Below are 12,381 nucleotides of genomic sequence, written 5' to 3'. Positions count from 1 at the left end.
TTAACGATCCTCACTTATGCTTAGAATAATATTGACTGCGGTGCCTATGACAGCCAAGGCGACTCCGGTATCAAAAATTAAAGCAGATGCGAGCTCGGTATCTCCAAAGATCGGTAAATCAAAATGACCGAAGGTCTGGGTTAAAAAAGGCTTACCAAATATCACGCTCACTGTTCCGGTCGCAACGGCAATCAACACTCCCACCGCAGAAAGCTTTTTGAAATCCACCCGAATGTTTTCCCTTACCTTCTCGACTCCAAAAGAAAGATACAGCAGGACAATGGATGATGCCATACTCAGTCCCCCAATGAATCCTCCTCCTGGATGATGGTGACCGTTCATAAATAAATAGATCGAAAAGGTCAATATGATCACAGCAGCTACTCGAGTTACACTTTTCAATATCACATCATTCGGTTTCATTTTGTTCCCTCCTTTTGGAACGCTGATGAACGAATATATATACCCCTAGTCCAGCAATGGATAACACGGATATTTCCAGCATCGTATCGAATCCGCGGAAGTCCACTAATATAGCGTTGACAATATTTTTGGCACCCGCCAGCTCAAAGGCATTTTCAAAAAAGGATGTGATGGGTTCAAATAACTTATGCCCATTCGCGGACAATGCGAGAACGGTCACGGTTAGCCCCATCGCGATCGAGATGACCAGATTCGTCAGTTTGAAAGGAATCCGTTCGATGCTTTTCTTAAGTTTCGGTAAATGGTAGAAGCACAGAAGGAACAGAACCGTTGTCACCGTCTCCACCACCATTTGCGTCAATGCCAGGTCAGGAGCTCTAAAGATCACAAAGAACATAGAAACCATATACCCTAACGCACCTAGTGCAACAATAGCCACAATCCGATTGCCGGCAAATAAGACAGTACCTGCGGCGATCACCATCGCGAGCACAAGCCCGACATCAAAAATACTGATAGCTGCATTATTGGAGAAATCGAACTGGAGACCATGGAGCAGCAGAAGCGAACTAATCAATATAATGACAAAGAAAGAAAAGATGTAGATCAGATAACGTCTCAGCGAGCCTGTCATATAACGATTCGTTAAGGATTCCGACAGTCTCTCCGTACCTGTTAAACCCTTATTGTACCAATGGTTCAACGTTAATCCCTGCGGATAATTTCTCATCAACTGGATCCACTGCTTGGATGTTTTGAAAAGAAGGAGACCAACAACAATGACACCGAACGTCATTACGAGCTCCATATTGAGTCCATGCCATGCACTGATTTTCAGATCGTATGGAGTCAGCGGCATCATCGGCAAAATGGATGTTAATGCCGGGGTGAGAATGTACTTACCCAATACATTGGGGAAGAAGAAAATAAGTATAACGAGTAATGCCAAGATGGCTGGAGAAAATAGCATTCCCCAAGGCGCTTCATGCACTTTTCGTGTCAATTTCTCAGGACGATATGGTCCTCCAAAGGTCTTGAATACAAAAATCATGCAGTAAACAAAGGTAAAGATACTGGCTATCCAGGCGATGATCGGGAATATGAGACCAATGCTGCCTAAACCGAAAATACCGGCCTGAGATACCTCATTCACCGCCGCAAAAAACATTTCCTTACTCAAAAATCCGTTAAACGGCGGTAATCCCGCCATCGATAAACCGCCAATCAAAGCGATCGTGAACGTAATCGGCATGACTTGCATCAAACCGCCAAAATAGCGAATATCCCGCCGGCCTGTCTCATGGTCAATAATACCGACAACCATGAACAAACTTCCTTTAAAGGTCGAATGATTAAACAGATGGAATAGGGCGGCAAATGTAGCTACCGTAAAGATCGTGCCACTCTCACCAGGTCCGAAATAGACGGCTAAAGAACCTACTCCAAGCAGACACATAATCAATCCCAATTGACTGATTGTAGAATATGCTAACATCGCTTTTAGATCGGTCTGCCTCAGCGCTGTCAAAGAACCGTAAAGTAGCGTAATGAGACCAATTCCAGCCACAAGCCAGAACCACACAGAGCTCCCCCCGAAAATTGGAGTCATACGAGCCACTAAATAAATGCCAGCCTTGACCATCGTAGCCGAGTGGAGGTAACTGCTCACCGGAGTTGGAGCCTCCATCGCATCCGGTAACCAAATTCCGAATGGAAATTGCGCTGACTTCGTAAATGCACCGAGCAAAATACATAGCATGGCAGGGATAAACAACACATGGTTTTGTATGACTTCCAGGTTCGCAATCATTTCCCGGATGCTGTAAGTATCACCCATCATGATCAGCATAATGAACCCGGCTAACATGCCGAATCCGCCAAGAACAGTAATTAATAACGCCTTTAAGGCCCCTTGGCGGGAGCTCTTGCGCTCGTACCAATAGGAGATTAATAAGAAGGAAGAAACGCTGGTTAATTCCCAGAATCCGTACAGGACTAGGAGGTTATCTGAGAATACAACCCCCAGCATTGCGCCCATGAACATGAGCAAATAAATATAGAAGTTATGGAGAGCCTCTCGAACCTTAGACATATAAAATATAGAATAAATAATGACCAAGCTACCCACGCCGCTGATGAGCAGACCAAATAACAGACTGAGCCCATCCACATAGGAGATCATATTGATATCAAGGGACGGAATCCAAGATAATGTGTATTTATACGTGTCACCGGTCGCAACACTAGGTATATACTGTACTAAATAGATAAAAATAGATAAAGGTACAAGTAAAACGAACCATCCCGTATGTACTAGGCGATTGAAATACTTATAAAGGAAGGGAACAAGTATTGCACTGATCAACGGGAGAAAAATATAGGTATAGAACATAGTCAAGCGTACTCCTCCTTATTCATGACTTCTGCTTCCGTATCTACATATTGACTCTTTTGTTAACTTCAACTATAGTCTTACATAGTTTAAACGAGTCCTACTACTAGCATTGAGGTGAAATACTTAAAATGATTAACGTATATAATGAGAGTATTCTTGTTTGCGTTTATTATGGTCCCAATAGCGAAAGACTAATCAAACGTGGCTGTGCAATCGCTAATATCATGAAAGCTCCGCTGTATATTTTGACCATTGATCCGAAGCCATTCGACGAACTGGATGCCGAGAAATTACTCTATATCGAACAATGGAAAGAATATGCCCACGCTCATACAACGGCCCAATTTATCATGAAGGATAACGAAAGCCGCCCTGTCTATAAAGTCATTGCAGAAGTAGCTAGAGATAACAACATTACACAAATCATTCTTGGCCAGACAGCAAGCAGCCGATGGGAACAAATCACGAAGGGATCAATCATTAATTCTTTGGTACGCGAGATTCCCTTTGTCGATCTGCATATCGTTTCCGTTGCCCGTTATATTCGGGATGAAGAAGGCAATTATCAAAAGGGCATTCGTGCTTATTTGATTAAAGATGGGGAGCATTACCAGCTAAGCTTCAGTCACGAAAAAGAAACGGAATATGAAGGCATTTTCTTCAAAGAAGTCGATACCGATTTCGATAACGGAATTTTCCGTTTTATGAAGGATGCTTCAACTTTACATGTTCTCGTAACTGACGGGATTGTCACCGAACTAACAAATGTAGATATTAATACAGCACTGGGTCTGGATGACTCTGCACAATAAAAGTTAATACAGAAGTTCACCCTCTCCGCATGTTCCATGCGGAGATTTTTTTTATCTTTTCAAAACACAGGGCATTCTATAAATTAACATCCACCTTAAGGGGTCTCTTCTCAGCCCTGTCGATTCCCAGATACTTTAATGTTTCTGCCGTAGAATGATGATGCAAAATCGACTTTAGGATGGAGATGGCAACTCCTCTATAGTATGCATGGTATCCAAACGTCTTTCTCAGTGTATGGGTCCCGATTTTCTCAGATATTCCTACCTCCCTTGCCGAGTGGTTAATAATTCGATACGCCTGCTGACGGGTAATCGGACCAGAATCCTTTTTGGATTTAAACAAATAATCCTCAGATTTCCAATCAACGTTAGATAAATACTCACTTAGTATCTCCCCGACCTTGCTGTTTAAGTAATAAGCCTTGTCTTCTCCTGTCTTCTCATCCTTAATATAAAGAAACTGTTTAGCATTATGGCCATCCCAAACATCCTGTACAGTAAGATTGAGCAAATCAAGAAGACTAATCCCGGTGTTAATTCCCAATACAAAGAGCAACAGATCCCTTACAGAGTGTTTTCGGAGCTCCTCTTTCATCGCTTGTATGGTTTTTACGTCCCGAATCGGATTAACAAATTGCACAGAAAATCCCTCCGATAATGTTACTTAATTTAAGGCTAACATATATTAAGTAACATAACAATTAAAAGATCACTTAATTTAATAAAAAAAAAGGACAGTTAGTTTGTCAAAAATAAAAAACACTACATAAGAAGCTTTTAATTAAACATGATATCCAGCCGGACAAGAACCTAATCAACAAGCTATTATACCCGTAAACATTCTAGGACCATTACGCAGCAGCAAGCGTATAAGAATCGCTGGAAACAGACGCATTAGCTATTCATTAAACAATACACAATGAGGCTCAACGTATAAGTCATTTCGCTGCTTTTGCACAAAAAAAGACCCCCATCATAGGGATCTTAAGGAGTGCGTTCTATTGTACAAACACTAGTAAACATAGGTTCTTCCATATTTTCTATAATACCTATTATGTTCTAAAGCTCTCTATACGCTGGCTGCATTAACCCTTGAGTGGATTGTTCCTCTTGGTGCTCATAATATAGTGCCTGAACGGAGTCATACATTGGCGCTTGCACTGGCACTAACGGCCGTTGATATGCCTCATCCACATACATGATTCTGCGCTGAATTTGCATGAGGCCATTCACGACGCGAAGCGCAATCCAAAAAAGGACAAGACCAACACCTACGTACAACAGATATTGCTGATTGTAGGTCCAATTGATATGGAAATAACTAAAGAAGCTATTTTCTAAAATATCCAGTTGCATTTCATTCATCAAAATTATATGCACAGCTGGAAGAGCAATAAATCCTAGTCCTAATGAAATCACCGTTACCATAATCACAAAGAATAAAATACCTGTAACAAATCTTAGGAAGACAAGCAGCAAATTTCGAATAAATAACCCACCGTCAAAACCTCTCACCATTCGCATAAACCAGTTCTGCCCAGCCTCAGACTGTTGGTTGTTGCTAAAGGAAACAGGCTGAGTCGGCAAGCCTAAAATTTGTCTAATCATGCTTTGTTCAAATTTTATAATCCCATCCAACACCTTAGCTACTCCAAAAAACAACGGTATTCCGATAAATAATGGAGTTAAAGCGATCGATAGTGCAATACCCGTTATCGCTACAGTAAGATAGATAATTCCTAACGGGAGAGAGAGTAAAAAATAGAGGATTGTTGCATAAGTTTTTGGATTAAAAAGCACCCAGTTCACTTTACCTGTCGGCTCCTTTGCAGTCGCCCCTGTTGCGTTCATTATTCAAACACTCCTTTGCTTCATATGTCACGTTCTTCTCAATAAATTAATTATAACCGCCCCATGAGCCCGACATAACCGTCTTAGGGGGTGTTTGTGCCTAGACTTTAGGCTAGGACTAGTCCTGGTGAGATGAACTTTTGGAAGCAAAGATGCTATGCCATACACCTTCAAATGCTATAAATTCATGCTAAACGTTCCATCCTCTGCGGAGCGCATAAAGAATTATGGAGTGCGCCCATTCACTTCTCTCCGCTCCTACATACAATGTTTTAGCCCATCAATTAAGGAGTGACAAGATCATGTCATTTTTACCACCACCTAGTGCCCCTGGGTTCCCAGGGCAGCCAGGAATACCGGGACAACCGGGATTCCCTGGACAGTCAGGACAGCCGGGACAGCCAGGAACCGCGGGACCCAGCTCACCTCCCCCGGGATTCATCCCTCAGCAACCTGCGATTGCCCCTTTAGCTGTCGACCCCGGAGCAATTGCCGGTTGTTTATTTCGGAATACGTACGTTTGGCTCGTGAATAGAAATCAATTCTGGTTTTTCCCGGTCTTCGTAGGGCGCACCTCTGTCGCAGGGTTTCAGTGGAACGGAAGATTTTGGGTGTATACTGGATTGGATTTGAATTTGATTCAATCATTCACGTGTTTCTAATTGAACTTAAGAAAAAGCTCCATTCCAGTAGGAAGGGAGCTTTTTTTGCGTTTATGATTGATTGTTCTATAAGTATTCCCCCTCTCAACTTACCTTCTAGCTCAAGTCCAGTAACACAAATGGGCTAATGTGCATAGATTGGGCTAACCAGATTCTTTTGCATTGGAGATGTGAGAATTGAGTAATATAAAAACTAAGGATAAGGCACAACAAATTCCCATGAAAAAACTTTCTCCTGTTAGCATTGTAAGGGAACTCCCTCCTGTCCGCGGTACTGTAAGGACCTCCTCCTCATCGAATCCTACGCCCATTGATCATAAGAAATGCACATCATCGGCTATTGATGCATGCGTAGATCGCGCTTTTCGAATTCCTATATTTTTGAGTACAACAAATACAGTAAATGACCTGCAAGGGCAATTTCTGAACCGTCTTATTACGGAAATTGAAGAGGCTTTGCTCTTTCCCCGCACGTTGCCCGTAAGCGAACAATATCCGGAGAACATCCTGACGAATATACGACGTTTGGTTTTTTCAAGTTATGGTTTGCTCGCGATTAACTTCCGCAAATTTCTTGTCGAAATTCTCCAATCCAATGTGGGGCAACCACCAACGACCACTCCGTTCTGGGAAGGATCGACTTTTTCTCAAATCGAGCCTGCCATGGCTTTTCAATTCGGAATTCCAATCTTATTAGTTAGAGAGAAGGGGACTGACGTAAATAACGGAATTTGGGCTGGAGGAATCACACCTCTCAATATATTTGTTGATTGGGATTCCGACAACCAATCCGTAGACGATTTCTTTAACAGTATTCAATGGAGAGAGGTCTTTGCAAATTGGACTGCGGAAGTAAGGGGTAACTATTTACTTAGAACGGAGCCCCTTTTCAATAGTCAACATTAATTAGAAATCCACAGCCTTAGTGGCTGTGGATTTTGTCCAGTTGGATTGGTGCGTTTGAAGAGCTCCTGCACAATGATCATACCTTTTAATAATTGTAATTATTCAATCATGCTTTTTGTTGCTTTATACATATTCCCAACGTATTGATCTACTTCATCTCGTGACATACGTAGGCGATCCAGAGAAGTACCCTATCCGATCTCCTGCTTCCCTTCTTGAAGTTCTTTAAAGATCCCGTCCGCGAAGTCATCCAATGGTCCCCATGTGTATACTGCCCTAGCCCACCTAACTGCGTATTCACCGCCGGAGGAGCAACTTCGATGACTTCTACCAACGTATCAGAAAGCTGATGTCTGAGGCTCATCGTAAACGAATGGAGCGCCGCCTTGCTGGCCGAATAAATCGGTGCAATCGCAAACGGTGTAAACGCCAACCCGGAGGTGACATTAATGATCGCCGCCTCTTCTTTTGCCGCAAAAAATGGTGCGAACAGCATAGAGAAATGGAATGGCGCTTCGATATTGGTGGTGATTTCCTGATTGAAATATCCCCAATCGAATAAAGCCACTCGCTCGGATTCATGATTCAAATCACACACGGGTAATGAGGGCAGGAAGTTCTTGTTTCGCCTGTTCAAGTACTTCCTCACGCCGTCCGCATATAATCACTCTTCCGAAAATAATCTTCTCCCTGCATCATCACGCCCGATCTGCGGCAGCAGTCCTTTTTTCTCATAATAACGTAGTGTTGATTCTGGAATATTGAATTTGGCTGCAACTTCACCAATGGAATAATATTTCATCCGGAGGCCTCCCCGTGTTATCTGTTGTTGTCGACATGATTAGCATACAATTTAAACCACGGTTTAAGTCAACTGGAGGGCTTTGCTTCAAAATCAAAGAAATGACCGCCACACCTCGTTTAGTCCGTAGTAGCCGCTAAAATGAAAAAAGACACCTGTTAAGGTGTCTTCACTGATACTCCATATGGAGCCGAATCATGGTTTAGCAAATCCACATTTCGGCTCCATCTATATTAGGCGTTTGTAAGCTTCAATACCTTCATTAATTGGAATAATAGCAATGCACTTTCTTGGCGTTGTGTTTTCTTGTCCGTTTGGAAATGGAATGGACTGTTCATAGGCAATATTCCATTATCCGAAGCGGCAGCATAATATGGTTTTGCCCATTCCTGCAACTTATCAGGAAACTCTACCAAAGAGGTCTTATTTATTTGTTCATCCATTTCACCATATTTCAGAGCATTTACCAGCATAACAATCATCTCTTGATGCGTAATTTCTTGATTTGGACGGAAAGTGCCGTCCGTAAAGCCGTTAATTAGCCCAGCGTCAACGGATGCATTTACCTGCATTCCATACCAAGCTTTATCCGTAACATCCGTAAAGCTCTTAGAAGCCTGCAACTTAGGCATAACACCCAAAGCCCGATTGAGCATGGTAGCAAATTCAGCACGTGTGACAACCGATTCTGCCTTGAAGCTTCCGTCAGAGTATCCGTTGATAACCTTTCGGTTCGCTAACGCTAAGATACTGTCTTTATACAAATTGCTGCTATTTAAATCATTAAATTCAACTTGATTTTGAACAACAGTATATACGGAATTCCCCTTACGTTTTAGTGTTACCTGCAGAATCCCATCCTTCCATTCCCAAGTAGTCGGAACGGGGACGTATGTTTTTGTAACCGAATCATAGGTTAAGCCTGCGTAAACAGCATTTGTGTCTTTGCTTACACTGAAGTTCATTACGTGACTTACATAATCAGGGAAACTGGAAAGGATGCGGTCCTGACCGCTTCCTGTCAACTTAACCTCATATTCCACCGGACCTCCCAACAGAACACTGGCAGAGCCGCTGAGTTGAGCACTCAATTTGGTCTTGTAATCGCCTGCTGCTTGGGACATCGTAATGACCACTTTTTGCTCCGAACCATTGTCTCGGGATTGCAATGAGGACAAGGAAGCCATGGGAATCTGAATTTTGTACGATGTTGACTCCAGAATAAGTACGGCATTCTTCGAAGCATTAGAAATACTCGTTAATAAACTTAAGTCTAACTGGAATTGACTGCTTTGAGCTGCCGTTTTTTCATCGGCTTTGATAACAACCACAGGATCTTTCTTAAAGTCAGGGCCATTTATTAGCTTTGAAACAAATGCGGATGACACTACTGTCATTGAGGAGTGGGTTCCATCTGTGTTTTCTTTGATTGTAGTTACCAACTTGGTATTTTCAGCGTTGTTCTCTCCAGTATTGCTCGGCGCGTTCGGAACAACACCAACGCCTATTCCTCCACCGCCACCAGTTCCTCCGCCGCCGCCAGTTCCTCCGCCGCCGCCAGTTCCTCCGCCGCCGCTAGTTCCTCCGCCGCCACCAGTTCCTCCATCACTATCATTGGTAACAGGAGGAATAACCACTAAAGTCCCCGCGCTCTCACTTCTGTTGACGGATTGTCGGGTTAAGAGAAGCTTTGCCCCAGGTGTTCCAAGATTCCCAATAATAATCTTAATTATGCTCTGATTCTTATCTACGATCCCGCCCCCTAGGATGGCAGTATGTTTCTCGTTGTACACTCGAATAATATCTCCGGGTAAAAGGTTATTTACGACGATATTATCTGCTTGAATCATATTTTTGTGTACTGTAATGGATGAAGCTGGGATAGCTGGTGTCACCTTATCATCCAATAGGGCTATACTGTAGAATGGCGGTGTGAAAACATCACTCTCCATAAAAACACCTATTCCAAAGGCCTCCTCCGGAACATTCTTCATTGGAATCGTAACGGTGTACATCTTTTGCCCACCATTCACAGCTGTTATCTCATCTCCAACGGCACCCTGTGCATCAATAAAATACAAGTAATAGCGAGTTCCCGGCATTTCAGCTTTTCCTGGTTTCCATGTCACTGTACCAGAAAATTTATTTATGTCCGGATTCGTATCTGTCACTGACAATTCTACAGGTAGATACGTCGGCGCATCATAAATAGGAGTTGAGATGTGAACATCAAGCGTATTCTCACTCACATAACTGTCTCTGCGGACAACAGGATACACCCCAATACTTACCGCTCCTGTAGGCAGGGTCGAATGTGATATCTCATAAACAAAAAGCGAATCAGTTGATAATTCTATCTTTTTATATATTCCTACTTGCTGAAGCTTATTGCCATTTTGATCAAGGTAGTACGCGGCATAGCTTTCAATCCCGTCCTGATCAGCCGGCGGTTCAAAGGATAAATTCCCGTCAAGTATACCTTCGGTTAAATCTTCATCCACGAAAACGGCGTTCGAAGGCCGACGTGCCTCTTTCATGACGCTCTGCATTTCTTCAAAATCATGAAATCTATATAACCGTTTATCAGTCGATATGAAAATGCTATGATCCGCACCAACATAGGCGTGACGGATAAACGTTAACAAATCATAGCTCTTGGTAAAACTATCTCTGTCATAGACAGCACCACTGCTGAACACGAGACTACCACGCGCGTAGACGATCTTTTCAGGATAGGTGCCATACAGTTTGGAAGTTTGACTCGCATCGTACCTGCGATTGCCAAAGTAGAGATTGTTGCCATCAAGGATGATTTTAGAATCATATGAACCTCTTTGTATATCATTTCTTTCGAGCAATCTAAAATTTTGGCTGTTATATTTATAGAGTGAGAAATTATCTCCGCCATAAAGAATCTCTTGATCCGGGGCTAATGCATAACTGTCTGGATAATAGATTCCTGTGCTTTTTTCATTGTAGACCGCATCCGTAACAGAGGTATAGACTGCTGAGGTCACACTGATACCGCCGTTAAATACTCCACTATCATACAAAATTCGATTATTATAATCAGGGAAGACATCAAACGGGTAGTGCTTTGTGGTAATTTTGACAGTGGCTACTTCGGATGGAATACCACCGTACAAATCCATAATATTGATGTGATTTTCACCCTTAAAGATGACATAAGCCTTGTTATCTATAATTTTAATCTTACGTGGGTTAGAACCAATAAACATCCTCTTTACTTCACTCAAGTCTTCCTTATTGATTATCACAAGCTCGTTAGTGCTTGCCACAAGGGCATAGATATAAGGGGAATTGTCCGTAGTATCCCAGTCAGTAATCGATTGATCGCTTCTGATAGAATAAGAATCAGTGTTGAATTTAGCTGTAGTCTTTTCTGGTATCGTAAGATCAATTCGTTTAATTATCTTGGCATCATCATACCAATTCTCTATGCCTGCAAGATACGCATGGCCGTTTGAGTCAAGCAAGGCAAACCTTTTGTTAGAGGGGAATAGAACCAATGGACTATAAGTATCTTTATCGTATACCCCTTGCGTGGTAAGAACATAAGAGTCTGACACATTCAATATTACAGATTCGAGATAAGAATAATCGTTATTCGTTCTGGAGTAGGTTCCTGTAGTCTCCATTAAATTCTTTTTATTGAACTGATGTCCACCAAAGTATATGGATTGATCATCAATAAATATATTTTTGAGAGAAATAGAAGGTCCGCCAATCTCCATACTATCATCAATATCCTGACTCAGCTTTACTCCGGTCTCTGCGTTAATAGCCGTTATTCCGGCATAAGAGGACAATTTACCAATGTAAAGTGTACTGATTGCTTCATCCACCGCTAAAGTTATATTATTATATGTAAAATCACTGAACAATAAGCTGATCGCTCGGGTAGCCTTATCATATTTGTAGACTTTCCCGTCACCGGTCCCGTAGAAAAGATGGTTTGAAGTAGCAGCTACCGAGTTAGGTACTGCGTTTATTATGATCGTGTCTGAAATTTGTTGAGATGAAAGGTCAACCGTCTTGATCATAGTCGCCCCGGAAAGAACAACCTGCAGAGACCGTCCATCCCTCGCAAGAAACGATGGTCTAGAACCTATATTCAGCGTTTTTTCGATCTTAAAATCACTAAGCCTTATAAAATAAAGACTGTTTTCCGTGCTAGAGATTGCATAGATATAACCAGCATCTTCGTCCAATACCCAGTCTGTCAAATTACCTGGGAGAGAGAGCTCCATAGACGCTGAGGATGAATCTGCATTAGCTACTGGGACCACAGCCCCAAATGAGTTAATTAGCAGCAGCAATAATATTAGGATAATGAAATGATTCCTACCTTTTTTCATGAACTATTCCCCTTGTAATGTTTATTCTTCTACTAATTTCAATATACTATATGGTACCAATATTTTCTATGCACTATTTAGGACATCTGACTTCTTGACTCATTATGAAATATCTGTTATAAACTTCACCGATGGCGCATTAAGTCTTAAC

Annotated in this window: 9 protein-coding genes and 1 pseudogene; 3 read left to right on the top strand and 7 right to left on the bottom strand. The window is 42.1% G+C overall.

Annotated features, from left to right (window positions below; genetic code table 11):
- Both ACFVRY_RS10435 and ACFVRY_RS10430 read right to left on the bottom strand, forming a co-directional pair.
- Positions 1-423: a Na(+)/H(+) antiporter subunit B gene (locus ACFVRY_RS10435; protein ID WP_387499888.1), complete on the bottom strand. Its 423-nt coding sequence runs from the start codon at positions 421-423 to the stop codon at positions 1-3.
- Entirely contained in the window at positions 410-2,815 is a 2,406-nt protein-coding gene (locus tag ACFVRY_RS10430) for a Na+/H+ antiporter subunit A (RefSeq protein WP_387500477.1), read from the bottom strand. Before ACFVRY_RS10430 ends, ACFVRY_RS10435 begins: the two co-directional genes overlap by 14 nt.
- A 131-nt stretch (positions 2,816-2,946) precedes the next feature.
- Here ACFVRY_RS10430 and ACFVRY_RS10425 point away from each other — a divergent pair, with 131 nt between their 5' ends.
- Positions 2,947-3,630 carry a universal stress protein gene (locus tag ACFVRY_RS10425; protein ID WP_387499886.1) on the top strand — a complete coding sequence of 228 codons (684 nt, stop codon included), beginning with the start codon at positions 2,947-2,949 and terminating at the stop codon, positions 3,628-3,630.
- 76 nt (positions 3,631-3,706) lie between these two features.
- Here ACFVRY_RS10425 and ACFVRY_RS10420 read toward each other — a convergent pair whose 3' ends face one another.
- Both ACFVRY_RS10420 and ACFVRY_RS10415 read right to left on the bottom strand, forming a co-directional pair.
- Positions 3,707-4,270 (bottom strand): tyrosine-type recombinase/integrase, encoded by a 564-nt coding sequence (locus tag ACFVRY_RS10420; protein ID WP_387499884.1) that lies wholly within the window; start codon positions 4,268-4,270, stop codon positions 3,707-3,709.
- Positions 4,271-4,689: 419 nt separating this feature from the next.
- Positions 4,690-5,481 carry a sensor domain-containing protein gene (locus ACFVRY_RS10415; protein ID WP_387499882.1) on the bottom strand — a complete coding sequence of 264 codons (792 nt, stop codon included), beginning with the start codon at positions 5,479-5,481 and terminating at the stop codon, positions 4,690-4,692.
- Between the two features lie 302 nt (positions 5,482-5,783).
- On the opposite strand from ACFVRY_RS10415, the gene ACFVRY_RS10410 reads away from it, so the two are divergent.
- Positions 5,784-6,143 carry a collagen-like protein gene (locus ACFVRY_RS10410; RefSeq protein ID WP_387499880.1) on the top strand — a complete coding sequence of 120 codons (360 nt, stop codon included), beginning with the start codon at positions 5,784-5,786 and terminating at the stop codon, positions 6,141-6,143.
- Between the two features lie 177 nt (positions 6,144-6,320).
- Complete coding sequence (locus ACFVRY_RS10405) at positions 6,321-7,049, top strand: hypothetical protein (protein WP_387499877.1); 729 nt, start codon at positions 6,321-6,323, stop codon at positions 7,047-7,049.
- Positions 7,050-7,147: 98 nt separating this feature from the next.
- On the opposite strand, the pseudogene ACFVRY_RS10400 reads toward ACFVRY_RS10405, so the two are convergent.
- The 3 genes and pseudogenes from ACFVRY_RS10400 to ACFVRY_RS10390 form a co-directional block, all read right to left on the bottom strand.
- Positions 7,148-7,720 (bottom strand): annotated as a pseudogene (locus ACFVRY_RS10400) (SDR family oxidoreductase); the annotation flags it as partial.
- Positions 7,714-7,851: a MerR family DNA-binding transcriptional regulator gene (locus tag ACFVRY_RS10395; protein ID WP_387499875.1), complete on the bottom strand. Its 138-nt coding sequence runs from the start codon at positions 7,849-7,851 to the stop codon at positions 7,714-7,716. The pseudogene ACFVRY_RS10400 and the gene ACFVRY_RS10395, both read right to left, overlap by 7 nt.
- A gap of 233 nt (positions 7,852-8,084) precedes the next feature.
- Entirely contained in the window at positions 8,085-12,230 is a 4,146-nt protein-coding gene (locus ACFVRY_RS10390) for an S-layer homology domain-containing protein (RefSeq protein ID WP_387499873.1), read from the bottom strand.
- Between the last annotated feature and the right edge of the window lie 151 nt (positions 12,231-12,381).

The sequence above is a fragment of the Paenibacillus sp. NPDC057934 genome, from assembly GCF_042887565.1.
GTDB lineage: Bacteria > Bacillota > Bacilli > Paenibacillales > Paenibacillaceae > Paenibacillus_AQ.
This window is presented reverse-complemented; position numbering and strand designations above follow the sequence as displayed.

Coding starts and splice junctions, on each gene's coding strand:
- ACFVRY_RS10435 (WP_387499888.1), bottom strand. CDS start 423: ATGAAACCGAATGATGTGATATTGAAAAGTGTAACTCGAGTAGCTGCT.
- ACFVRY_RS10390 (WP_387499873.1), bottom strand. CDS start 12,230: ATGAAAAAAGGTAGGAATCATTTCATTATCCTAATATTATTGCTGCTG.
- ACFVRY_RS10415 (WP_387499882.1), bottom strand. CDS start 5,481: ATGAACGCAACAGGGGCGACTGCAAAGGAGCCGACAGGTAAAGTGAAC.
- ACFVRY_RS10425 (WP_387499886.1), top strand. CDS start 2,947: ATGATTAACGTATATAATGAGAGTATTCTTGTTTGCGTTTATTATGGT.
- ACFVRY_RS10395 (WP_387499875.1), bottom strand. CDS start 7,851: ATGAAATATTATTCCATTGGTGAAGTTGCAGCCAAATTCAATATTCCA.
- ACFVRY_RS10410 (WP_387499880.1), top strand. CDS start 5,784: ATGTCATTTTTACCACCACCTAGTGCCCCTGGGTTCCCAGGGCAGCCA.
- ACFVRY_RS10430 (WP_387500477.1), bottom strand. CDS start 2,815: ATGTTCTATACCTATATTTTTCTCCCGTTGATCAGTGCAATACTTGTT.